The sequence below is a fragment of the Singulisphaera acidiphila DSM 18658 genome, from assembly GCF_000242455.2.
Classification (GTDB): Bacteria; Planctomycetota; Planctomycetia; order Isosphaerales; family Isosphaeraceae; genus Singulisphaera; species Singulisphaera acidiphila.
Window position 1 is genome coordinate 1,647,857 of record NC_019892.1, and the last position, 24,108, is coordinate 1,671,964.

Annotated in this window: 21 protein-coding genes; 7 read left to right on the forward strand and 14 right to left on the reverse strand. The window is 62.4% G+C overall.

The window, feature by feature from the left end:
• Positions 1-156: 156 nt before the first annotated feature.
• From SINAC_RS06455 to SINAC_RS06465, 3 genes are all read right to left on the reverse strand, one after another.
• On the reverse strand, positions 157-1,608 hold the full coding sequence (locus tag SINAC_RS06455; RefSeq protein ID WP_015244875.1) for a DUF1501 domain-containing protein: 1,452 nt from the start codon (positions 1,606-1,608) through the stop codon (positions 157-159).
• Between the two features lie 239 nt (positions 1,609-1,847).
• Complete coding sequence (locus SINAC_RS06460; RefSeq protein ID WP_015244876.1) at positions 1,848-3,353, reverse strand: sigma-54-dependent transcriptional regulator; 1,506 nt, start codon at positions 3,351-3,353, stop codon at positions 1,848-1,850.
• 460 nt (positions 3,354-3,813) lie between these two features.
• A complete protein-coding gene (locus SINAC_RS06465; RefSeq protein ID WP_015244877.1) occupies positions 3,814-4,710 on the reverse strand; it encodes a tyrosine recombinase XerC in 897 nt (298 codons plus the stop codon).
• A 392-nt stretch (positions 4,711-5,102) separates the two neighbouring features.
• On the opposite strand from SINAC_RS06465, the gene SINAC_RS06470 reads away from it, so the two are divergent.
• Complete coding sequence (locus SINAC_RS06470; protein WP_015244878.1) at positions 5,103-5,561, forward strand: acyl-CoA thioesterase; 459 nt, start codon at positions 5,103-5,105, stop codon at positions 5,559-5,561.
• A 182-nt stretch (positions 5,562-5,743) separates the two neighbouring features.
• A complete protein-coding gene (locus tag SINAC_RS06475; protein WP_015244879.1) occupies positions 5,744-7,918 on the forward strand; it encodes an RNA polymerase sigma factor in 2,175 nt (724 codons plus the stop codon).
• Between the two features lie 197 nt (positions 7,919-8,115).
• Here the strand turns inward: SINAC_RS06475 and SINAC_RS06480 are convergent, their stop codons facing one another.
• The 4 genes from SINAC_RS06480 to SINAC_RS06495 form a co-directional block, all read right to left on the reverse strand.
• Positions 8,116-9,816, reverse strand: coding sequence for an ATP-binding protein (locus SINAC_RS06480; protein WP_015244880.1), 1,701 nt, complete (start codon positions 9,814-9,816; stop codon positions 8,116-8,118).
• A 262-nt stretch (positions 9,817-10,078) separates the two neighbouring features.
• Positions 10,079-11,029 (reverse strand): DUF6263 family protein, encoded by a 951-nt coding sequence (locus SINAC_RS06485; protein WP_015244881.1) that lies wholly within the window; start codon positions 11,027-11,029, stop codon positions 10,079-10,081.
• 149 nt (positions 11,030-11,178) lie between these two features.
• Positions 11,179-12,294 carry an OmpA family protein gene (locus SINAC_RS06490; RefSeq protein WP_015244882.1) on the reverse strand — a complete coding sequence of 372 codons (1,116 nt, stop codon included), beginning with the start codon at positions 12,292-12,294 and terminating at the stop codon, positions 11,179-11,181.
• 183 nt (positions 12,295-12,477) lie between these two features.
• A complete protein-coding gene (locus tag SINAC_RS06495) occupies positions 12,478-13,260 on the reverse strand; it encodes an MlaE family ABC transporter permease (protein ID WP_015244883.1) in 783 nt (260 codons plus the stop codon).
• A 61-nt stretch (positions 13,261-13,321) separates the two neighbouring features.
• Here SINAC_RS06495 and SINAC_RS40505 point away from each other — a divergent pair, with 61 nt between their 5' ends.
• Entirely contained in the window at positions 13,322-13,465 is a 144-nt protein-coding gene (locus tag SINAC_RS40505; protein ID WP_015244884.1) for a hypothetical protein, read from the forward strand.
• A 263-nt stretch (positions 13,466-13,728) separates the two neighbouring features.
• Here the strand turns inward: SINAC_RS40505 and SINAC_RS06500 are convergent, their stop codons facing one another.
• Positions 13,729-14,175 (reverse strand): protein-tyrosine phosphatase family protein, encoded by a 447-nt coding sequence (locus tag SINAC_RS06500; RefSeq protein WP_015244885.1) that lies wholly within the window; start codon positions 14,173-14,175, stop codon positions 13,729-13,731.
• A 198-nt stretch (positions 14,176-14,373) separates the two neighbouring features.
• Between SINAC_RS06500 and def the strand changes: the two genes are divergently transcribed.
• Both def and SINAC_RS06510 read left to right on the forward strand, forming a co-directional pair.
• A complete protein-coding gene (gene def, locus SINAC_RS06505; protein WP_015244886.1) occupies positions 14,374-14,892 on the forward strand; it encodes a peptide deformylase in 519 nt (172 codons plus the stop codon).
• Between the two features lie 219 nt (positions 14,893-15,111).
• On the forward strand, positions 15,112-15,771 hold the full coding sequence (locus SINAC_RS06510) for a hypothetical protein (protein WP_015244887.1): 660 nt from the start codon (positions 15,112-15,114) through the stop codon (positions 15,769-15,771).
• A 48-nt stretch (positions 15,772-15,819) separates the two neighbouring features.
• Here the strand turns inward: SINAC_RS06510 and SINAC_RS06515 are convergent, their stop codons facing one another.
• From SINAC_RS06515 to SINAC_RS06525, 3 genes are all read right to left on the reverse strand, one after another.
• Entirely contained in the window at positions 15,820-16,593 is a 774-nt protein-coding gene (locus tag SINAC_RS06515; RefSeq protein WP_015244888.1) for a rhomboid family intramembrane serine protease, read from the reverse strand.
• Positions 16,594-16,603: 10 nt separating this feature from the next.
• Positions 16,604-17,485 carry an Ldh family oxidoreductase gene (locus SINAC_RS06520; protein WP_015244889.1) on the reverse strand — a complete coding sequence of 294 codons (882 nt, stop codon included), beginning with the start codon at positions 17,483-17,485 and terminating at the stop codon, positions 16,604-16,606.
• Positions 17,486-17,605: 120 nt separating this feature from the next.
• Entirely contained in the window at positions 17,606-18,145 is a 540-nt protein-coding gene (locus tag SINAC_RS06525) for a hypothetical protein (protein ID WP_015244890.1), read from the reverse strand.
• Between the two features lie 260 nt (positions 18,146-18,405).
• Here SINAC_RS06525 and SINAC_RS06530 point away from each other — a divergent pair, with 260 nt between their 5' ends.
• A complete protein-coding gene (locus SINAC_RS06530) occupies positions 18,406-19,791 on the forward strand; it encodes an MBL fold metallo-hydrolase (protein WP_015244891.1) in 1,386 nt (461 codons plus the stop codon).
• A gap of 50 nt (positions 19,792-19,841) precedes the next feature.
• Here SINAC_RS06530 and trpA read toward each other — a convergent pair whose 3' ends face one another.
• From trpA to SINAC_RS06550, 3 genes are all read right to left on the reverse strand, one after another.
• Complete coding sequence (gene trpA / locus SINAC_RS06535) at positions 19,842-20,684, reverse strand: tryptophan synthase subunit alpha (protein WP_015244892.1); 843 nt, start codon at positions 20,682-20,684, stop codon at positions 19,842-19,844.
• Between the two features lie 265 nt (positions 20,685-20,949).
• Positions 20,950-22,176: a tryptophan synthase subunit beta gene (gene trpB, locus SINAC_RS06545; RefSeq protein WP_015244894.1), complete on the reverse strand. Its 1,227-nt coding sequence runs from the start codon at positions 22,174-22,176 to the stop codon at positions 20,950-20,952.
• 109 nt (positions 22,177-22,285) lie between these two features.
• Entirely contained in the window at positions 22,286-22,747 is a 462-nt protein-coding gene (locus SINAC_RS06550) for a hypothetical protein (protein ID WP_015244895.1), read from the reverse strand.
• Between the two features lie 378 nt (positions 22,748-23,125).
• On the opposite strand from SINAC_RS06550, the gene SINAC_RS06555 reads away from it, so the two are divergent.
• Complete coding sequence (locus SINAC_RS06555) at positions 23,126-23,917, forward strand: 3-keto-disaccharide hydrolase (protein WP_015244896.1); 792 nt, start codon at positions 23,126-23,128, stop codon at positions 23,915-23,917.
• Positions 23,918-24,108 lie beyond the last annotated feature (191 nt).

Genomic DNA, 24,108 nt, shown 5'->3' on the forward strand with positions numbered 1-24,108 from the left:
CTTTCCTGCCAAATTTGCAGCTCTCGAGGGGCCACCGTCCTTCGAGAGCTGCGATCGTGATCGGAAGATCCGGCAGATTGAAGCCGCCCTTCGGGAGAAGAGAGGCTCGGCCCATTCGGCGATGGAGAGCCGTCCGGGCCGGTTGGGGCGCGGCCGTCAGGCGATGATGTCGTTGATGACCTTGCCGTGAACGTCGGTCAGGCGAAAGTCTCGACCGGCGTAGCGGTAGGTGAAGGTTTCGTGGTCGAAGCCGAGGAGTCGGAGGATGGTGGCGTGGAGGTCGTGAACGTGGACCTTGTTCTCGACAGCCTGGAAGCCGAACTCGTCGGTGGCGCCGTGGACGTGGCCCCCTTTGACGCCGCCGCCGGCCATCCACATGGTGAAGCCGTAGTGGTTGTGGTCGCGGCCGTTCATCTTCCCTTGGTTCGCACCTGCGGTCGGGAGCTCGACGGTGGGGGTGCGGCCGAATTCGCCGCCCCAGATGACGAGCGTGTCGTCGAGCATGCCGCGCTGCTTGAGGTCTTTGAGGAGAGCGGCGATCGGCTGGTCGCACTGTTTGGCAAGGTTGGCGTGCAGGACCGCGATGTCGTCGTGGCTATCCCAGGGCTGCCCCTCGCCGTGCCAGAGCTGCACGTAGCGGACGCCGCGTTCGAGGAGTCGGCGGGCGATCAGGGTCTGCCTGGCTTGCACGCCAGGGCCGTACATCTTGCGAATGGACTCGGGCTCTTGGCTGACGTCGAACGCGTCTCCCGCCTCGGTCTGCATCCGGAAGGCGAGCTCGAAGGACTGGATTCGGGCCTCGAGATCGGCCTCGCGCTGGCGACGCTCCATGTGCTCGCGGTTCAGTTCCTGGAGCAATTCGAGCTGGGCATGCTGGGCGTGGTGTGAGACGTGCCGGTTCTTGATGTGGCGAATCAGCTTCTCGATGTCAGTGTGCTGGCTGTCGATGTAGGTCCCTTGGAACACCCCCGGCAGGAAGGCTGCCTGCCAGTTCTGCGACTCGGCGATCGGATAGCCACCGGGGCACATGACGAGGTAGCCCGGCAGGTTCTGATTTTCGGATCCGAGACCGTAGAGCACCCAGGACCCGACGCTTGGCCGCGCCTGGCGCGCGTCGCCGCAGTTCATCAGCATCAGGGACGGTTCGTGGTTGGGGACGTCGGCGTGCATCGATCGGATCACGCAGATGTCGTCGATGCATTCGGCGGTTTGGGCGAACAGGTCCGAAACCTCGATACCACTCTGGCCGTACTTACGGAACTTGAAGGGCGAGGCGAACGCCGCGCCGGTCTTCCGCTCGGTGGGGAGGAGCGAGGGGAGCGCCTTGCCGGCCTGCTTGGTCAAGGCGGGCTTGGGGTCGAAGGTGTCGACGTGCGATGGCCCGCCATTCATAAACAAGTGAATGACCCGCTTGGCCTTCGGTGCGAACTGGGGCGCTCGAGGAGCCAGCGGCGTCAGCGATTCGGCCGCGCGTGCCGACGGCGCAAGCAGGCCCTCCTCGGCGAACAAGGCGCTCAGCGCCAGCGCACCAAAGCCCGTCCCTGCGCGGCGGAGGGCCTCACGGCGCGTCAGGGTACCAACCTCGTTTCCAAAATAATGAGCAGGCATGGCGGGAGACCTCGGCGGGATGATCGGAGCGTTCCGATTCGGTCTGGCGTGGTTGGCTCTGATTCTACCAAATGACCAGGGCATTTCGGGAGAGCAACGCCCCAAGGGGCAATCGAACGCGCGAGGCTGACCAGGTCCTATACTCCATCCGTCTAAACCTTCGAAAGCCAACAAGGCCCACCGAACGATGTCCGATGGGCCTTGATTCTGCGATCGGCTGATGAATTCGGTTGGGCCGGTCAGTTTACCCAGATCGGTCCATCCACCAGCAGCCCGTATTTCTTCATTTTCTTGTAGAGGGTGGTCCGGTTGATGTCGAGCACGCGCGCGGTCTCCTGGCGATTCCAGTTCAAGGCCTGGAGCGCCTGGATGATGATGCGCTTCTCGGGCTCTTCGAGAGCCTCCTTCAACGGCCGGATGCTCGAGGAGAGCTGAGGCCGAGAGGACATCGACGACGGCCGTGAGACACGAGGATTGCCCAGGCCGGGCGAGAGGTGCCCGGAGGTGATCCGGCTCCCCTGGCAGAGAACCACCCCGCGCTGGATGACCCCTTCCAATTCGCGAACGTTGCCGGGCCAGTCATGTTTATTAAGACAGTCAAGAGCGTCGCGTGTGAAGCCGACGACGTTCTTATTAAACTCCTGAGCAAATCGAGCCCGGAAGTATTCGGCGAGCTGTTCGATGTCGGTCCCGCGATGGCGGAGCGGCGGGAGTTTCAGGCAGATGACGCTGATGCGGTGATAGAGATCCTGGCGGAACTTTCCCTGTTCCACGAGCCCGCTCAGGTTCTCGCTGGTGGACATGAGGAAGCGTACATCCGGTTGCCCGTTGTGGTTCGAGTTCATGGACTCGAACTCGCGATCTTGGAGCGAGCGGAGGAGTTGCAGCCTGAGGTCGTCGGGAAGGGCGGAAACCTCGTCGAGGAAGAGCGTTCCCCCTTGCGCCTGGGCGAGCTGGCTTCTCCACTCGCGGTCCGACTGGCCGTTGGCGGAACCTGAGTTGGGGTCGATCGCTTCGTGCTCGGACCAGGCTTCGCTTCGTGCGGTGCAATCGAAGTTGACGAAGGCCTTGTCGCCTCGCGACCCCATACTGTGGAGGGTCTGTGCCAGGAGCGATTTGCCGGTACCGGGCTCGCCGACGATCAGCACAGGCGACCGCATCGACGCCATCGAGGCGGCGAGCTCGATGGCCTGTCGCAGGCTGGGGTCGTTGCCGACGATCCCCCAATCGATGGCCAGTTGCTCGGCTCGGAGATGAGGCGCCGGGGCCGGCGTGTGGTTCTGGTGCGGCGAGTGGGTGGAGGGCGGAGCACTGGAGCTCTGCGTCGTGGGCTTGGGCAGAGCGGCTGCCGCTGCGGCGGCCGCTGCCGCCTGAGCCGCCACGACCGGTCCGAGAGCCTGTGTCACGGCGGCACGCAGTTCCGTGGCCGGGACCGGGAATTTCAAGACGGCAAGCGCACCAAGCCGAAGCGCTTCCTTGGTTCGCTCCGGATTGGAATCCGGGAACATCAAGATGACCGGAATCTGCCGGTGCTTGCGCCTCATGTAAGCGAGCAATTCGAGCGCCTCGATGTCCGAGGGATCGACGCCCGCGATCATCAGGTCAACCCCGCCCCGTTCCATCAGGCGGACCGCCATCCGATCATTGGCGGCTTCATCGATTTCATGGCCCATTGACATCAGCATCGACGACAAGAGGGCCAGGGTTGACGGCTCGGGATGCACAATCAACAGCCGAGTTTTCATTGGGTCATTCTCTCGTCATATGCGCCCGCATGGGGATACGAACGAACTCGGTGCTTCATCCTTGAGTTATTGAAGTACAACGACTTCGTCGGGTCGAACGGCCATCGTCCGAAAAAAAAGACCAAGGCGGATGGTGCAATGGCAGCCTATGCTTCTGATCGTTACTCTTTCCGGGAACGATCTCCACCATCGAGCAGCGTCGCTTTGAGTAAACGTCTAAGGCTAAGTCATGGATGCAACATCGTCAAACAAAGCCGTGTTGCCCTGAATTAGGGTACGATCGAACCACGTGACCTGTTCGTAAACTGGCGGTTTGGTTAGTCCAAGAGAACTTCCATCGTCAACGTGTCTCTCGACGACCTCGATAAGATGGAAAAAAGGAACACTCGCTTCGTTGCCAATCTTAAAAAGGTGATCTATATTATGCAACTACGGATTGGCTAAAACCGGGCAAAGAAATTTAAGTTTTTCCCTGGGCGCGAGGATGCGAGCTTTTGTACACGTCGAGCATTCGCTCTTCGGTCACGTGTGTGTAGATCTGGGTCGTCGTTAAATTGCGATGGCCGAGAAGTTCCTGGACGCTCCGCAGGTCGGCCCCTCGATCGAGTAAGTGGGTCGCAAAACTGTGGCGGAGGGTGTGCGGGCTGGCCGACGGGTCGAGGCCGTGGCCGACGAGGTGGGTCTCCAGCAACCGTCCGACGCTCCGCGTCGTCAGTCGTTCGCCGTATCGATTGAGATAGACGGCCCGTTCGTCCACGGACTTCGGCTGGCGAACTTGCAGCCAGTTCGCGATCCAGGTCGCGGACGTCCGACCGATCGGGCAGAGCCGCTCACGTTTCCCCTTGCCGCGGACGCGGAGGAGTTCTTGCTCGAGGTCGAGGTCGTCGAGGTTCAGGCCGACGAGTTCGCCGACGCGCAGGCCGCCGCCGTAGAGCGTCTCGAACATGCTCCGGTCACGGATGCCGAGCGGCGTGGCGGTGGCGATGGAGTCGAGCAACTGGATGATCTCCTCGACGCGGAGGAGACGAGGAAGCCGCTTCGGCTGTTTTGGGTTGCGGAGCGCTTCGGTGGGGTTGGACGTGATCGTCCCGCGCCGTCGCTGGAACCGGTAAAAGGAGCGTAAGCTGGCCAATCGGCGGGCAATCGTGCTGGCCGCATAGTCGCGGCCGTTGAGCCAGGCCGAATATCTTCGCAGACGCCGGCCATCAACGTCGATCGGGTTCGCCTCTCCCTCGTGGCCCTCATTGAGGAACTGGCAGAAAAGGACGAGGTCGTCCTCGTAGCACCGGAGCGTGTGCTCTGAGGAGTTTCGTTCCGTCTTGAGATGCTCCAGGAACTGGACGACACTCGGATGCATCGACTGACTCCCTGCTCGCCGAGGGGTTCACACGAGTCCACTGACATCTATCTCGGCGCCCCGCTCAAGGGCACAACAGCCGATCCTTGGAGATGTCAGCAACCGCCTCGTTGCAATCGCTTGGGTCGTCGCTCCACGCCTTCGTCAGAGCCAAAAAAAAGATCCATCCCACTCTATCTTTAGGACGTCCGGAGCCAGTTGGCCAGAAAGTGGGCTGAGAGGTTTTCTTTGGTCTTTTGTGTGCTTTGCTTAGCGTTCGTGGCGTTTCGATCGGCCCTGCTCCTTTTGATTGAGCGGTTGCGACCACAATAACGGCGCGTTAGGTTTTCAGGCGTGCGGCGCTTCCGTCCTCGCCGATTCTGCCATCCCTCGGAACAGGTTCGATCCTCACTATGGCGCGCTCGCTTGCCGACGAGACCTTGACTCATCGCCTGATCTTGCCGCGCGATGCCAACCACCATGGGACACTCTACGCGGGAGTCCTGCTTTCGCTGGCCTTGGAGGCCGCCTATTCGACGGCCTATCGCGCGGCCGGCTTGAATGCCAACCTGGTTTTGAAGCGGGTCCTCGACGTTCGTTGTTTCGAACCCGTGCCGATCGGCCGGGTCGTCGAGATCCGAGGGGCTGAGATCCACCGGGCGCGAGCCCAGGTGGTCGTGGCGGTCTATGGGTCACCTCTGGCCGACCGCACTTCTCCCTGGATGGACGGCCTGATGCAGTTCGTCCAGGTCGACCACGCCGGCCGTCCTGAGCCGTTGGAGCAGGAGCCGGCCGAAGGGCCGCTCGAACTCCTGGCCCCGTGGGTCACGCTCCGCGAACGAGCTTTGCGGCTGCTTGCCATTCGGCAATAGGATCGAGCGAGGTCGAAGCCCGCTCCATTTCGCTCTTCGCCCTTCATTTCATTCTCGGTCGCCTGCGAGGGGTGGCCCGTAGGGGCACTCGCTGAGCTTCGTTCTTTTTTTTTGAGATTTCCGTATCGGTTTCTGAACTCGCGCGCAGTACCAAGGGTGACCGGTTCACGAGAGGGTCAACCATGGCGAGCAGGCGGTTAGGAGTCACGATCCGGCGGATCGAGCGGCTCTTTCATCTCGGCACTGTTGCGGGAATGAGCGAGGTCCAACTTCTCGAGCGGTTCGTGCTCCAGCGCGATGAAGCGGCGTTCGAGGCGTTGGTGGCGCGTCATGGTCCGATGGTGATGGGTGTCTGCCGCCAGTGGCTCCGCGACCCGAGCGACGCCGAGGACGCATTCCAGGCAACGTTCCTGGTTCTCGTCAGGAAGGCGGGTTCGCTGCGCGACTGCGCACTCCTGGGAAACTGGCTCTACGGTGTGGCCTATCGTGTGTCCTTGCGGGCCCGGGCCGAATCGGCCAAGCGCCGGTCACGCGAGACGGCGAGAATCGACGATCGAGTCGACCCGCAAGAACCAGGTTCCCAAGAGCGCTATCCCTGGCTCTATGAAGAAGTGAACCGGCTTCCCGAGAAGTATCGCGCTCCGATCGTGCTCTGTTACCTGGAGGGTCGAACCCACGAAGAGGCCGCCGAGCAACTTTGCTGGCCAGTAGGCACGGTCAAGGGTCGTCTCGCCCGGGCCCGCGCTCTCCTTCGTTCGCGGCTGAGCCGCCGTGGCCTGGCGCCTTCGGTGGGCGTCCTGACGGCTGCGCTTTCCGGAGACGCCTTGGCGGCGGTCCCGGTGTCTCTCATCGAATCCACGGTTCTGGCCGCGAGCGGTCTCGTGGCTGCCAAGGGGGTGGCCGCCGGCCTGATCCCGGCCCAGGTCGCCCTCTTGATGGAAGGAGTATCCCACTCCATGTTCCTGAGCAAGCTGAAACTTGTCGCCGCTTCCGTTGTCATTGCGGGGCTTGTCACCACGAGTGCAGGGGTGATCGCCCGCCAGGCGCCGGGCGCGAGAAGTGAGCACGAAGAGGGCGAACGCTCCGCGGTTGGGTCAAACGGCCCATTAAAGAGTGCTGGCCCGCGTGAGACCGTGACTCTCCCGAACCGGTTGCTGGGCGAGGCGATTTCGGGCCAAGGGAGTCCGAAGACCGATCAGGAACACATTGGCCTGGACGGCAAGCCGATCGACAGAAATGAAGAGGAGATTCCCCTGGATCCGCAGCGGGACGACCCCCGCATTCGCGCTGCCTTGGCACGGCAGGCGCTCGATTGGATCGCCGCCCGTCAGACAAACGGCCAGGAGGTTACTCCGGAGTCGGAGTATGAACGGTTGCTCCGTCTCTCTGAATGGTCGCTCCGTCTCTTTGAAGCGGAACGACAGGCCAGCGCAACCAAGTCCGATCGTGTCGCTGCGGCTGAGGCTCATTTGGCACGGATGAAAAAGGCCTTGGATCTGTCTGTTCAGCTGCAACAGAGTGGTATGTTGACCAATCTCGACTCTTTCGAAACCGCGTTCCGTTACCGAGAAGCGGTCAAGGGAGTGATCGACGCCAAGACCGATCAGACGCCTGTGGTGGGAGGAACGATTTCGGGGAATGAGACTTTACCGGGGTCGACAGGGCACATGCAGACTCCGGTTCGACCTGGCCCTGGCCCGCTTGTCTCGACCGACTCCCAGGCGAATTACAATCAAACGAGCCTGCCTGGTCCGACGACAAGGGCTTCTGGCCCGGGCGTGATTCGCTTTATCCCAATCTCTACTCCGTGGAGTCTTCCAGGTGAGACGACAAGAGCGACAACAATTGGAGAAGCACAGCAACAAGGTGGAGGCGGATTCCATGTGGCGACAATCGATGGAGGTGGAGTTGGCCGCTATGACGACGCGGATCATGAGCGGAGAGCCACGATTGCGCAGAAGGCCCGACGAGTTGCGGTCAACGACACCTCTCCACAAACGAAGGGGATCTTGAAGAAGCTTGACGATCCGATTTCGATGTCGTTCGGTAAAGAGACATCGCTGAGCGACATCTTGAAGTACATCAAGAGTGCGACGACAGGCGCGAACGACACCGGGATTCCGATCTACGTCGACCTAGTCGGCCTGCAAGAGGCCAAGAAGACGATGTCGTCGCCTGTGACTTTGGACCTGGAAGGCGTGCCACTCAAGACAACGCTTCGGCTGATCCTTAAGCAAGTCGGGCTCGCGTATTGCGTCAAGGATGGGCTCTTACTCATTAGCTCGCCGAGGGGAATCGTCCAAGAGCTTGAAGAAGCCGAGAGCATCCTCGATGACGAAAGTCCGCAACCCCGATAGGACTCCCCCGGAGAGGGATTGGCGAGGCGGCAATTCCCTGGTGGCGAAGTGCTTCAGGATGGTGGGCCATACCCATCCCACGAAACGAGAAAGGCGGGGCCGAATTCTCTCGGAAAGGGTGGGCACGGATGGCCCACCACGGAATCGGCTCTTTTTTCTTGGTGTCGCCAGGGAGCGGAGGTTCTCCGCTCGCCTGGTCAACCGGTCATCACCGGCCCTTCGGAGGATCCGCCGGACTCGCCTCGCTTCATCGGGAGATCGATCACGAAGGTCGACCCCTTCCCGACCTTCGAGGTGACGACGATCTTGCCGCCGTGCTCGCGGATGATCTTCTGCGAGACGGGGAGTCCCAGCCCGGTTCCGCGCGAGCCTTTGCTCGAGGAGAAGACCTGGAAGATCGTGGCGAGGTCTTCCTCGTCGATCCCGATCCCGTTGTCCGAGATGGTAATCCGGGCGGTCGAGCTGTCGGGGTCGCAGACGGTTTTGACGACGACGCGGGGGGTCGTGACGCCTTCGGAGGCGTCGATGGCGTTGGTCAGGATATTGAGGACCGCCCGATGGATTCCGTCGGCGTCGATCAAGACCTGGTCGAGGTTGGCGCCTGGCTCCCACTGGAGTTCGACGCCAAGCTCCTTGGCCCGCGACTGCATCAGCTCGACGACGTCGGTAATCGTCTCGTTGAGGTCGTTCGGTTCGAGGGCAGGCTCGCGATCCTTGGAGAAGGAGAGCATGTCCATGACCATGTTGTAGATCTTGCCCTGGTTCTTCTCGACGATGGTCCAGCCGCGTCGGACGATGGCGTCGTCCTTCTCGTTCAGGCCCATGTCGATCAGGTAGCTCCCGCCCCGGATCCCCTGGAGGATGTTCTTGATGTGGTGCGAGAGTGTGGCGATGGTCTGGCCGACGGCCGCGAGCCGCTCGGCCTGGATCTTGTCGTTGTAGAAGAGGGTGTTCTCGATCGCCAGGCCGGCCTGGTGGCCGATCGCGGCCATGAGCATCAGGTGGTCCTGGGAGAACCGACTGCGCACCCCTTCACGGGTGAACGTCGTCGGCATGAAGCCGCTGGCCGCGCGGATGTCGGCGTAGAGGACCCCCAGGGTCGCATGCCGCCCCTGGACGGGGACGCAGATGGCTTCACGGATGCCGTAGTCGACGATCGACTGCGCGGGGCCGAACCGCTTGTCGCCGGAGGCGTCCGAGGTGATGACCCCCTGCCCTTGCTCGAGGACGTGGTCGACGATCGTCCGGGAGATGGTCATTCGCTCATCGGGCTCGGCCGGTCCGCGCCAGCGGACGGCCTTGGGGACGAGCAGCCCGTTGTCGTCCTTCAAGAGGATCGCCCCTCGATCGGCGCTGATCGACTCGAACACGAGCTCGAGGATCTGCGGTAGGAGGGCGTCGATCTCCATGACGTGGCTGATCGCCTGCGTCGTCCGGTACATAACGGACAGGTTGAGCAGACGGTCCTTGAGCCAGCCGCCGGTGATGTCGGGCGCCTGGAGAACGCGCGAGCCCTCTCCGGCCGGGATGCTCTTGAGGATCGCTGAGCGATCGTCGGGGCTGGTACGGCTCAGGACGTCGACCCGCGCGGTCAAGTCGCGCTCGGCTCCAACGCCTTCGTTGAAGAGCATAACGGTCTGGCCGAGCTGAAGCCGGTCCCCCGAACGAAGCGGGGACTGGTCAATCGGCTGGCCATTGACGAACGTGCCGTTCGCCGAGCCCAGGTCGATGATCCGGTAGGAATCATCGACGGGTCGGACTTCGGCATGGCGTCGGGAAACCTCGGTGTCGTGGAGCCGGATCGGATTCGACTGATCTCGTCCCATTGCCATGGGTTTGGATTTCAGTTCGAATCGCTTACCCTGGTCGGCCCCTTGGATGACGAACAAGGAGGCCACGGAGGTATCCTCTCCTCGGCTCGGGGGCGTCGTCGCAAAGGCTCGTCCTCTTCCCCAAAGCTAATCGACCACGGGGCGAGCGTCAACCTGTTCTCCACACCGGTTGTTCCGCTTCCCGGTGGAACGGGGCGATTGGATCACTTTTGGGGGCTTCTTCTTCCCCATTATGGAGCCTGGCTGGCCCGGCCGATCGGGTTGGGGAATGACCGCTCGGCCGGGCGTTGCGAAGGGGCACGGGGGGTGCCGTACCGAACGATTCGGATCAGTTCTTGATCGGCTCGCGCTTGCCCGAAACATCCAGCGTCAGGTCGAGGGTTGAGGGAAGTTCCTTGCCCCCCGCTTCCAGTGTCAGGTTCCCCTTGATCCGGGTGACGAGCGTGCTCTCGATTTTTTCACCGGCTTCGCGGTCGAAAAGGATCGTCCCCTCGGAGGTGTCCACCTTGAGGTCGCTCTTGGTGACCTTCAGCGGTGAGGACGACTTCGGATCCATCGCGTAGACCACGGTCAGGGAGCGAACGCCAATTTTGTCGAGCTGCTTTCCCTCCTTCTCGACCGTCCCCAGATATTCGAATCGCTTGCGGAGCGTCAAGCTTTGATCGTAGCCGAGGTCCATGACCTCGGTCACTTCCCAGGGTTCTCCCTGGCGTGCGAGCACCTCGGGCAGGTTCCCGATTTCCTGCTCGAACGCCTGCTTGATCTTCGCGGCCGTGAGACGACCGCGGAGCGCCGCCGCCGCTTTGGGGTCGAGGCCCTCGATCTTGGCGTCGAACGCCTCGGTTCCCTCGACGAACTTGACCTTGTCCTTGGCGTCGAGCACGATCGTGTAGCCGACACCGACCAGGGCCTTGAAGACGTCGCCAAGGAAGGCCACCTGGGGATTGTCGATCTTCGCGTTGGGCTCGGCCGAGTCGAACGTGACGTTGATTCCCCCCGGCAATGACAGTTGGGTGTGGAGCGACTCGATCTTTTGAGCCACCGGCAGCGTTCCGTCCGCGTTCCGCTTGCCGTTGGCCGAACTCGTGAGCACCGACTCTTCGGCCTCGGTCTCGATGTCCATCCCCATGATGCTCAAGATCTGGTGCGTCTTCGAGGTCGTTTTGTAGGTGGACTTCACCCCCTCGGGAAACTTGTATTCGAGCTTCACCTGGGCCTGAGCGACGGGAACCGCCGTGCCCAGGATCAGCAGTGCCGGGAGCCACGCGCGTCGAAACATGGAGAACCTCCTGGGAAGACCCGAGGACTCGGCAGAAACCACTCGGCGAGCCGCTCGCGTCGGTGAAATGCGACAGTTGTCAGATGAAAAAAGCGTACGTCGTCCTTGGGGAAATTGCAATCGCCATTTTCCGTCCAATCGACACATCATCAGGTCTGCGGCGTGAAAAGGATGATTTCCACGCGGCGCGGGGGTTGGTTGCGGGCGATCTCGGCGAGTGGGCTCGGGACCTGGCCCCCGAAGCCGACTGCGGCGATCTTTCGGCTCCCGAACCAGCCGGTCGACTGGATCGCATGTTTCTCGACGAGGTATCGCCGGACGGCTTCGGCCTGTTCCTGGGTGAGGATCTGGGCCAAATCCTGGTTGCGATCGCTGTCGGTGAAGGCGGCAATGACGACTTCGGACGAGGGGCGGCGGATCGATTTGAACCAGGCCGCGATCCCGTCGAGCTCCTGGCGGCCCCGGGCGGTCAGCACGGCTCGGCCGGGTTCGAAGAGATCGGACTCCTGGATGACCCGGCTGTCGCGCTCGGCCCCCGGGTGATAGAGGACACGGTCGCGATCGAAGAAGGAGCGGTCGTTGAAGTAGCGGGAGAGCGGCCAGGTGCGCTTCAAGGCCGCCAGGTTCTCCTCAACGTCGTGGAGGGTCCGTTCTCCCCGGGAGGAAAGCGCAAGCAGCTTCTGATACGCCTCTTCGTCGTGGACGAACTTGCCGAGGCTCCCCTCCCCTTTGCGAATCGTGGTGGCGATGAGGTTGATCTCGCCCAGGCCTTGCTCGGCGGCCGTGGCCACGGCGTCAACGCGGCTGAGCGATTTCCGCGCTTCCTGGAGCAGGTCGTTCATCTCGAGCGGGCGCTCGGCGGCGATCAGGCCGGTTGCAGGGAGCGGTGGCGCATCGGGCCGGCCTGGTGCGATCTCGATGACCTTGGAGCCGACAACCCCTTCGGTCACGATCCGCGCGACCGCGTCGGACCGGACCAGGGTCCTGAGCCGTTCATCGAGCCGCAACACAAGATGGACCGGCTGGCCAGGCGCCTCGGGCGGCACGGCGGCTTCCACCACGCCAGCGTCGATCCCCTGGATCCGAACGCGTTGACCGACGCCGAGACCGCCGATCGTTGCGAAGTCGACATGGACTCGAAAAGTCTTCTGGGTCCGCCACTGCCGGCTGGCCACCTGAGCCATGCCGAACCCGGCCAGAGCCAGAATCGCCAGGGCGAACCCGGCGTTGGCCAGTGCCCGCCACCGCCCGATTTCTCGATTCACGGCTGGACCTCGTCTCTTGGTTTTTTACGATTGAGGCTCGATTCAACCCCGCCCTCGATTCCCTACCGGCGAATTTGATGCATTCGCACGGACTCGAATCATCCATAGATTTTAGGCAGTGCGTGCCGAAAAGGCGAACCGAAGCCGGTGGAAATTATCACTTGGTAGAAGATATGTTTTCATTCAATTGGTCCATCCGAAGACGCTTGTCATCGCCTGAATCCAGGGGACCATGGCCACGTTGGCGACGAACACGGCGAACATGGAACGCACCACGCCTGTCGTCGCCGCGCGGCCGACCGACTCGGTCGAACGGTTGGCGTTGAGTCCGGTCCAGCAGCCGATCAGGCCAATCAAGAGGCCGAAGACCGAGGTTTTGAGCGTCGCCGGCACCACGTCGCAGAGTCGTAAGTAGAGGAGTGATCTGCTCCAGAACAGGCTGGGTGAGAGCGTTCCCCCCACCAACTCGGCCCCCATGCCGCCGAGCACCGCCGCCGCGTCGATGAGGACTGTCAGGAATGGGACAGCCAGGGCGCAGGCGATCGCTCGAGGCGCAACCAGGGTGGGGATCGGCAAGGCTCCGAGCACTGCGCGGGCCTCGACCTCTTCGGTCAACATCATCGATCCCAATTCGGCCGCCAGGCCGGCTCCCATTCGCCCCGCCACGAGCAGCCCCGCGAGCATCGGACCCAACTCGACCAGAACGGCGGGCGTCAGGAAGCTCGGGAGAGTCGCCTCGATCCCATAGGTCGCCAATTGCCGGTGGGTCTGCAACCAGGTCACCAACCCGACACTGACGCCAGCGACCACGATGATCGGCAGGCTTCCCCAGGCGACCCGCTCGAACTGGCGGATCACGTCGCCCGCCCTGCGGATCAGGACGCCCGGCATCGCCCAGATCACTTGGATGGCAAAGTTGATAAAGCGGCCCAGATGCTCCAAACGATCGAGGATCGCGCCGGTCATGTCCGTCCTCATCTTTATTCGCTTTTTTTGAGGGCTACGAGTTCCTAGGATCCCGTGGCCCATGTGTGTGTTCGTTCCCGCCCGCCGAATCTTCGGGGTCTCGATCCAGGTCGTCCGGCCGGGCTATGGGTTTCGGTGGATTGTCGCTCGACCGGTCCGGATTTGCCGGATGAACCACGGAGCTGGCTATAAAGACGTGTTCTGATGCGCGTGAGAGCAGGTCATTTTTGGATGGACCTTCGAAGGCAGGAAGGGCGGCGGCGGGCCAGGGGCGAGACTGTTCGCTCCTGCTTGTGTCCAGGCGATGGGCGCGCGGTTGACTCGATCGGATTCCATGACCCAGCGAACCAGCCCAGGGTTTCGACCACGTTCGGGCGAGATCGAAACCCTTTTTTTTTGCTGGTTGGGTTGGGGTGGGATACTTTGGTCTTGCCGAGCGTTGACTGTCGTTTGAGCGGGCCTGGCGGCTCACGGCCGCGTCAGGCAACCGACCTCGAGCAACTCGTGGGGAAGCCTGGTGATCTCTTTCCAGAGTCCGGGTGAGACGTCGCTGGGGTGGTGGTAGGTGACGCTCTTCAGGCACTCCTCCAGCGAGTCGTGATTGACCAGCGCGAGGGCCGCGGCGACGATCGCGGGGGACCGGCTCATCCCCCCCGAGCAACAAACGAGCGTCGGGATGCCCGACTCGATCAGGCTGGCCACGGTCCGGATGGCCAGGACGAGCAGCTCCGGACGGTTGCCGACGCCGTCGTGAAGGGGGAAGCGACAGGAGATCAAATTGCGGACGGAAGACAGCGCCGGCTCTTCCGCCGCGAGTTCGACCACCGCCTCAATCCCGGCGTCGAAAATGGGCGGGAAGTTGTGTCCCTCTCCACCATGCCCGATCCAGAGCGGATACGACTGAATCTGGTTCATCGCGCCCTCCTGGTCAACGGAACTTGGGAACTGTCAGGACCTTTGCGTTTTGGTTTGGGCTCTTATTTCAGTGTAATGAAGGCGGGGCGAAATGAACAATGCTCGGCTCGAGTCTTCATGGGTCCCTGCCCCACGTCGTATGATGGTGCGGGTGGTCCCCCTCCTGTTCGGCTTCCAGAGAGACGAGATTTCGCGCCCATGATCCGCCCTATCGTCCAGCTCGGTGACCCGGTCCTGAAGGCCAAGGCGAGACGCCTCGACGCCAAGGAAATCGCGAACGAGACCACGCAAACGCTGGTCCGGGATATGCTCGAAACCCTGGAGGATTCCGGAGGCGTCGGGTTGGCCGCCCCTCAGGTTGGGGTCTCAGTGGCCCTGATCCTCGCCGGATCCTTCCCGACCGAGCACTCCCCCGACCGGCCTGAAGTGGAAGTGACCGCGCTCGTGAACCCGCGGATCGTCTGGTCCTCGGTTGAGACCGAATCTGCCTGGGAAGGTTGCCTCAGCTTTCTCGACTATCGCGTGCAGGTGGTCCGCCCCCTGGCGATCCAGGTCGAATACGACACCCTCGACGGGACGGCCGTCCGGCTCGAGGCCACGGGATTCTTCGCCCGCGTCCTCCAACACGAAATCGACCATCTCGAAGGGATCCTCACGCTCGACCGAGCTGCATCTCCCGAGGATATCGAGCGGTTGGAGCCGAATCCTGCTTCGTGAATGAACCATGAAAAAAAAGGATCCCCCTCAGCCCGGCCGGCCCAGGGCCAGGTGGGATTGAGTCGACTGAGGAAGGTCCCTGTTCGTTGGGTCAGCTCGTCGCACTTTGGTCTGTGAAGGTCATAGTGCTGAGGTCGATCTCAGAAACTTTCAAGCCGGTCCGCCCTCGCCGTCGATGATTCATCGTTACTCCTCGAATTCAACCCCGGGAAACCGGTGATGACCATGATCGCCCCGAAGCGACCCGCCAATCCCCTGCTCCGCTGGAAGACCGAACTGGTGGCCGACCTTGAACGGGTCGCCCTGCGTGATCGGTGGGGGCTCGCGTTGATGATCCTCGGCTGGTCCCACTTGGCTACCTTCGTCGCCTGCCAGGTTCTTCACTCGATCGGAGACCGTCGCAACGTCCATTACCTGGGCCTTTGGGCCTTGGAGTTCGCTACCAATATCTGGGTGATCCGTCGGGTGGCGGGCCGGCGATGGTTTTGCACGACTCCACTGGCCGGGGTCCTCACGCGCGTCTGGGCGACCTTCTTGATTCTCTCGTTCAACGCCGCCACGCTCAACAGCCTGACAGGCTTCTCCATCGAGTGGTTCAAGGCGGTCTGGGCGACCTTGAGCACCTTTGGATTCGCGACCACGGCCTATCTCGTCAACCCCTGGTATTTCGTTCCCGCCGTTCAGATGTATTTCACCGGCCTGTTGATGGTCCTCACACCCAATTGGCAATACCTGATCTACGGCGTCTCCTGGTGGGCCACCTTTCAAGGGATTGGCCTGATCCTGGAACGGAGGAGGCACAGGGCCAAGCCGATCGAGTTCGAGCCGGCGGTCCTGGAACTCCGCGCGGTCGAAGAGGCCCTGGCCGACCGTCGTTAATCGGACGCGGCACGACGCGACGGCGTGTGCGCCGCTCGTCGCGTCAGGTCAGGGGCCGACGAACCAACCATCCTGGGCGTCGTGTGCCGCCTCAACCGCGCGGGCTCGATTGGCGTAGTGAATTGCGAAGAGGATCCCGGTGGCCGCGCCACCGATGTGGGCGAGATAGGCGACCCCTCCTGTCTCGCCAATCTTACCGGCCGATCCCACCCCTTCGATGATTTGCAGGACGATCCAGAATCCGATGACGTACAGCGCGGGCATCTGGGTGATGAACCGGAACACCAGAACGCGGACCTGGTTCTGGGGGAACCAGACCACGTACATCCCCATGATTCCGGCGATCGCGCCCGAGGCACCGAGGGTGGGGATGAGCGAGTCCTGATTCATCGCGATCTGGAGCACCGTCCCGACGAAACCGCACGCCAAATAGACGATCAAATAGCGGATCGTGCCGAGGACCTCTTCGACGTTATCGCCGAAGATCCAGAGATAGAGCATGTTCCCGGCCAGGTGCAGCGGACTGGCGTGCAAGAACATCGAGGTGAAAATGGTAAGCCAGATTGGGAAGGGAACGCGCTCCTGCCCCTCAACCTGCCGGCGGGGCTCTTCCCGATTGGGGTCGAACGGCGGAACCGGGTCATTGAAGACCGGCAGGTCGATGTTGTGGCTGATCTCGTAAGGGGTTGCGGCGTAAGTTGTCGTGAACGACGTGCCATGTTCGAGCTGGCTCAGGAAGATCACAACGTTCAGCGCGATCAGGACGTAAGTCCCGAACGGGACGATCCGCGTCTTGGCCAGGTCGCCGAGGGGGAGCACCATGTCGGAACTCCTACACCGCGCCGCGGGGTGAGCGGTCGGACGGGGGCACCTGTGTCACGGGCGAGGGCAGCGGCACGCCGAGCCGGTTCGCCCATTGATGGAAACGGGTCAGTGACGCCTTTGTGACAAGAAGGCCCCGTTCGCGGGCCTCACGACGCCTAGTTTCCCAGATTGTTGGCAAGAGGCGACCGTGAGCTTCGTCCGTCAACCGCATGGTGCTGCTGACCCGTTCGTGGAAGCCCGAGAGCGATTCGATGGCCTTGACGCCGAGCGCGGCGACGAGCCACCCCCCTGGGGGAACCATTGCGGTCGCCCAGGGGGCCCAGAGAGTCAGGGGCGTCGATTCGGTCGGCCGAGCCGAGGTCTTCTTCGACGGAAGAGCGACGGCATTGAACTCGAGCGTGGAGTCGAAGACGGCGGGCAGGCCGTCCCCGCTCGGCAGCGCCAGCGACCAGACGGGGCCAGGGCCAAGAATCGCCGAGAGGAACGGCCCGAATGCCATCTCGGCGGCGATTCCGGCGGCCGGACCCGTTGCGTTGATGTTCGTGACCCGGACGAGGCCGATGGCTGCGTCCCTCGCCTTCTCGATGGCCAGTTCGCCGGCGCGAGCCAGGATCAAGGAAGGGAGCCCGTTGCCTCCATCCAGGACGGCCGTGCCCAAGTGCTCACTTGTGACCGTCCCTTCGGCCCCAGGGTCGATTTCCCCCTTGGAGATTCGCTCCAACCAGTCCGGCAAGGTCTCGATGCCAAACGAGGGAGCCCCGGTGGTGTCGTACCAGACAAGCTGCGAGGCGAATGCCGAAGCGCGGGCGGGAGTCATGCCGACTCCCGCGCCGAGCGCGGTAGCAAGGCGTCGTAAGTCGTCGAGTCGGTAGCGCACTACGTCCGTCACGCGGCTTGGCCCTCACTTCCACCGGGATCGCGCCGGCGGAACGACAGCCTCCCCTCGCTCGCCCGGCCCCTTACTTTAAACCAGGGAGTCGTCCCACTGCAAATCGAGGACGGGTCACTCTCAGGCGACGAAGCCACGGGGCATCGAATCGCCCATGGATTCCGTTGCGAATTTTTCCCACTCGCGACGGACCCGCGAGAGGCCGAAGGCGCAGAGCTCGAATTGATCGCTCAGCCGTCGTAAAACTGCCCCTTGGTCGTCGTCGAGCGTGCTGGCCAGGTAATACGACTTTTTGCCTTGGAGTTGATAGTTGATCAGGTGGTCGGCCGAGTCGATCGCCTGAAACCCGGAGAGGGCTTCGGGATAGACTCCCGTCCAGAACAAGGTGAAGTCGCCGACGTGGCGATGGCAATCGCGGCGATGGGCCGCGTCGGAGGTCGACTCGGCCTCCGCCACCATGGCCGTGACTTCGGTGAGCCGTCGTCCCTGGCCGTCGCGGATCCGCCAGATCGTCTGGCTGGGAACGAAACGGGCCAGCAGGTTGGCAACATATCCCACCAGGCGCGGGTCGCCGATCCCCAGTTCAGTCATGAACGTGGATTCGGTCATGCCGCGAAACAGGCGGATTAACGGATGGGATTCGGAGATTTCTCGCGTCATCACGGGGCGCTCCTCACCCAGTTCGGACACGGTCAGGTTTTGGAAAGAACTTCCGGAGAGGGGGACCGCTCAGGGTCTCTCAAGGATTCTACGCAGGATTCAGAAAGTGTTCAATCAGAGTTTATGGCAAGTTCGTGTGGCCTTGAACCGGTTGACCGATCATGGCATCATGGAATTTGCACCAAATCTAGGGAATACGCTATTCATCCGTTTGATCGTCCCGAGTCGTCATCGACGGATCTATCGGGAGGAAGATCGTTTTGCGCATTACGTTCCACGGCGCGGCCCGGCAGGTCACCGGTACCGCCCATCTCTTGGAAATCGGCTCGCACAAGATCTTGCTCGATTGTGGGCTCTTCGACTCGAATCGGATCGACCTCGACAGTCCGAATCGCCAGTTTAGTTTCGATCCCCTCGACCTCGATGCGGTGATCGTCTCACACGCACACAATGATCACATCGGCCGTCTTCCTTGCCTGGTTCGCGCCGGTTATCACGGACCGATCGTCACGACGCCCGCGACGGGCGACATCCTCAGTGTGATGCTCCGTGATAGCGCCCGGATTCAGCGGGAGGATCTGCGGAACGCCAACCACCGCAACCCCCACGCTGAGCCGATTGAACCCTTGTTCGAGTTGGTCGATGTCGAATTGGTCGTCGATCGGCTGCAACGCTTGCCCTACGCGAAGCCGACCGAGATCCTCCCTGGGATCGTTCTGACCTACTTCGACGCCGGACACATCCTCGGTTCGGCCATGATCCAGCTCGACTACGAGGAAGGGGGCCGGCAGCGCAGGTTCCTCTTCACGGGAGACCTGGGACGTCGTCAGATGGGGCTGTTGCCGGACCCGACGATTGTTAAGGATATTGATATCCTGGTCTCTGAGAGTACCTACGGCAATCGGGAACTCGAGCCCTACGACAAGCTGATCAAGCAGCTCCACGCGATCGTCGCCCGCGCCACCCGGCTCCAAAGCAAGATCGTCATCCCGGCCTTCAGCCTGGGCCGAACCCAGCGGATGATCTACTGCCTCCAGGAACTGTTCGCGGTCCACAAGGTCCGTCCGATCCCGATTTACGTCGATAGCCCTTTGGCGATGCGGCTGACGGACATCCATCGCGACCACCCCGACGCCTACACGCCCGCCGCGCGGCAGATGATGGATAAGGACCCGATGTACTTCGGATCCAAATACGTCGAGTTCTGCGCCACCTGGGACGACTCGCGCCGGCTCAATTATCTGCCCGGGCCGTTGGTGATCATCTCGTCGTCGGGCATGTGCGAGGCGGGTCGAATCCGGCACCACTTGCGTCATATCGTCGATGACCCGGACAACGCGATCGTGATCGTTAGCTATCAGGCCGAGGGGACGCTTGGCCGTCGGCTCGCCGAAGGGGTCGAGCGGATCCAGATCATGGACCAGTGGCACGAGCTGAACGCGGCCGTCTACGTTCTCGACGGCTTCTCGGGCCATGCCGACCGCAATGACCTGGCCTGGTGGTTCGAGCAGACCGGCGGCCAGATCGAGCGTGGGTTTCTGGTGCATGGCGAGCCTGAGGGGCTCGAAGCGCTCGCTCCCATCCTTCAACCCCATCTGCGAAATCCCGTCGTGATCCCCGATCGACTGGCGACCTACGAAGTCTGAGGGGCTCCCCCCTCAGACTTCCCTCTTTGTTTTTTCTCTCTTGGGCTCGCTCAGGGAGCAGGACGAGGCGGGGGGACGTCCAGTCCGGTGGCAAGCTCGGCAACGAATTGGCCGATTTCCTTGACGACTTCGGCACGGGTCAGCTTGTCGGCATCGACCAGGCGCTTGACGAGTGCGCTGCCGACAATCAGGCCGTCGGCCACTGGGGCAAGCTCACGGACGTGCTCGGGGGTGCTGATGCCGAACCCGATGCAGATCGGCAGGTCGGTCTGGGTGCGGAGCCAGGCGACGTTTTCCACCAGGTTCGGGGGGATCGACCTCCGCTCGCCCGTGATCCCAGCCACCGAGACGTAATAGACGAAGCCGGTCGTCGAGCGGGTGATCTGAACCGCCCGCTCGCGAGGGGTGGTCGGGGTCACGAGCTGGATCAGGCGCAAGTCCAGGGCGGTCGCCTTGCGGCAGAGCCCTTCCGACTCTTCGACCGGGAGATCGGGGACGATCAGGCCGTCGATTCCGGCGGTCACCGCCTCGCGTAGATAGCGGTCGACCCCCTGACGATGGATGATCGAGTAGGAGACCATCGTGACCAGAGGCGCCGCGGTCAAGTGGCCGGTGGCCGTCTCAGCCCGCAAGGTCCGGATCGTCTGGAAGATATGCGCCAGCTTCACCCCATGCCCCAGGGCCCGGTGATAGCTCGCCGCGATGACCGGCCCGTCCGCGATCGGGTCGGAGTAAGGGATGCCGATTTCGACCATGTGCGCTCCCCGCGCCACGAGCTCGGTGATGAGCGCCGCGGTGGTGGGGAGATCGGGATCGCCCGCCGTGATGAACGGCATCAATGCGCGGCGGCCTTCGCTCTTCAGACGGGTGAACAGAGTGTCAATGCGGTTCATGGGAGTCCTGACTCAGCCGTCGCGTGCGATCCAGGTACGATAGAGACCACCGTGCAGGTCATTCTCGACGAGGCGCAGGCATGGGTTGGGCTTCGCATTCCATCGCCAAATTGCCGGTGGGGGAGGCCGTCCAATTTCGGCCTCGGGTCCATTCGATGCAAGACCGAATTGCCTTGGGTTCAGATTCGACCGTCGAGTTCTGTCGGCTCGACCACGTGGTGGGTCGGGGATGTCGTTATGAGGCAACGTCGGTCATCGACCACGCTTACGACATCGGTTCCCCACGGAGCCTGGCGACCTCATAGGCATCCTTGTCTCCTCGACCGGAGAGGCAGATGACGATGATCTTGCCGGGCCCGAGACGAGCGGCCTCGACCAAGGCCCGCGCCACCGCGTGGCTCGACTCCAGGGCGGGAAGAATCCCCTCCTGCCGGGCCAGGGTTGCGTAGGCAGCCAGGGCGTCGGCGTCGGTCACGCTTTCGTAGCGGACTCGGCCGGTGTCCTTCCAGTAGCTATGCTCGGGGCCAACGCCGGGATAATCGAGGCCGGCGGAGATCGAGTGCACGTTCTCGGTCTGGCCGTCGTCGTCCTGGAGCACGTAACTGAGGCTACCGTGCAGGACGCCCGGCCGCCCCTGGGTCAGGCTGGCGGCGTGCTCGCCGGGTTGCGGTCCCCGCCCCCCCGCCTCCGCGCCGATCAGTTCGACCTCGGCGTCGTTGATGAAGGGATAGAACATGCCCGCCGCGTTCGAACCGCCGCCGACGCAGGCCACGGCGGCGTCGGGCAAGCGGCCCAGCCGGTCGAGACACTGCTGGCGGGTTTCCCGACCGATGACCGACTGGAAGTCGCGAACGATCATTGGGAACGGGTGCGGACCGACCACGCTGCCGATCGTGTAATGGGTCTGCCGCGACGATCCCATCCAGTCGCGCATCGCCTCGTTGGTCGCGTCGCGGAGCGTCCGCGTCCCATCGGTGACCGGCACGACGGTCGCGCCCAACGTTTTCATGTTGAAGACGTTGAGCTTTTGCCGCCTGATGTCTTCCTCACCCATGTACACGGTACATTCGAGGCCGGTCAACGCGCAGGCGGTCGCGGTGGCGACGCCATGCTGCCCTGCCCCGGTCTCGGCGATTACCCGCGTTTTACCCATCCGCTGCGCGATCAGGACCTGGCCCAACGCGTTGTTGATCTTGTGGGCCCCGGTGTGGTTCAGATCCTCACGTTTGAGGTAGATCGCGGCCCCTTGGACGAGCTTGCTCAGGCGCTCGGCGTAGAACAAGGGGGAGGGACGGCCGACGTAGTTCGACAGGTAGTCGTTCAACTGCGCCTGGAATTCCGGGTCAACCCGGGCACGCTCGTATTCCAAGGCAAGCTGGTTGAGCGCCTCCATCAAGGTTTCCGGAACGTACCGGCCACCGAATGTGCCGAACCGGCCAAGCGCATCGGGCCACTGCGAAGAGATCTGTTTCGACTCGGATGTGGCGGACATAATTCCAACGGTCCTCTCAACTCGTCTCGTCGCGCGGCGCAGCCATTTCTCAACAAAAGGGCGAAGACCGACCATTGTCTCGGCCCACGGGGGACGCGGTCAAGACGAGTCATCGACGTCGACTTCGTCCGCCCGTCGCCGGTGCCGCTTCCAGGACCAGCTCTTCATCTTCTTCTCCGACGTAGAAGTCGAAGAATTGTTGGCCGGCGAAGTAGTCGGCCATGGCACGCCGGACCGAGCGGAGCTGGTCCAGGAACTGGGCGTACTGCCGAACTAGGCGTCGTCGGCGATCGTCGGGCATCTGGAGGATGTCGGCATAAAATCGCCGGCCGAGCTCGGGGTCGTAGAAGCTCCAGAGCCGCTTGATCCGAAGGCTCGACTCCTCGTCTTCGTACTCGAGCATTCGGGCGAACTGGCGTGCCTTCATCTTCTTGGCGAATGCGAGTAGTTCAGCATCTGACTCGAAACCAGCCTGCTGGTCGATCCAGTCCACGATCTGCTCGGTGGTCAGCCGCGGCCCTTTTTCGACGCAGAGCTCTTTCAAACTCGCCACGATCTCGGCGGGTCCCATCAGCGCTCTCTCCCCGATGAGATGACTCCGATCCAGTCGCGAGAGCCGAAGGCGGTCCCGCGTGTTCGACCGATTCTGGTGATTCTAACGGGAGTGTCCACCCGTTGTCGATGGACTGCCGTTCAAGCATCCAAAACAACACTGGGGTCATTCGTCAGGATCGGAAAAAATTGATGAGTCGACCAGGGCTCGCCATTTTCTTGACGCAGAGTTGCCAACGATGGCTCCTCACCGCTGAAGGGAGTTGAGAGAGGGTTTGGGGAGCCGTGAAGCCACAAACACCGGGCGATCAATTGACGTGGTCTTGAAGCCGGGTTAGCGTGAATTTCCTGTCTGCGAACGCTGGAAGAATTCTGCCCACACCTGGAGACCCGATCGATGTTTCATTCGTTGATTTTTTCCGCCGCTCTCGTCCTTGCCGCACCGGCGGCGGAGAGTGCCGATGTGGGCTTCACGTCCCTGTTCGATGGTCACGATCTCTCCCAATGGATCATTCCCGAGGGGGACAACGGCCACTGGAAAGTGCTCGACGGCGTGATCGATTACGATGCTCGCAGTGAATCGCCCGGCGACAAGCACCTGGTCAGTAAGAAGGAGTATGGCGATTTCGTCCTGAAGCTCGATTGGCGGCTCAAGGAAGCCCCGTACCAAAATCCCCGGGTCCCTTACGTCCTCCCCAACGGCACCCACGCCAAGGATATTCACGGCAAGCCGATTCAGTTGACGCTGCCGGACTGCGACTCGGGAATTTTTCTTCGCGACCCGAAGGGGAAGAGCCAGGTCAATATGTGGTGCTGGCCGATCGGCTCGGGGGAAGTTTACGGCTACCGGATGGACGCAAAGATGCCGCCAGAGGTCCGCGCTGGGGTGACGCCGAAGACCCAGGCCGATCGCCCGGTCGGCGAGTGGAATGAGTTCACGATCACCCTGATCGGCGACCGCTTGACGGTGGTTCTCAATGGCATCACGGTGATCGAGAACGCCCAGTTGCCCGGAATTCCCGCCCGAGGCCCGCTCTTGTTGCAGCATCACGGCGGCTTCAAGGACGGCAAGTACACCGGTCCCCCCAGCCTGGTCCAGTTCCGCAATATCCGCATCAAGCCGATCGAGCCGGGGGCGACGCCGGCAGAGGGCATCTTCCAGGACAAGATCCCGGCGAAAGTGAAGTGACGTGGACCATTCCCGAGCCGACCACAAGCGACTATAACTAAGTATTAAGGGGAGGGAGGCCCCGCGCCTCCCCTCCTCTTTTTTCCCTTTTCACGGTGAGTGGATTCGAGGGACCTCAGGCGAATCGACTTGGGCCTGGATCTCTCCATTGGACCACCCCAGAGCCGGAAGGGGTGAGCCCACCCTTTTTT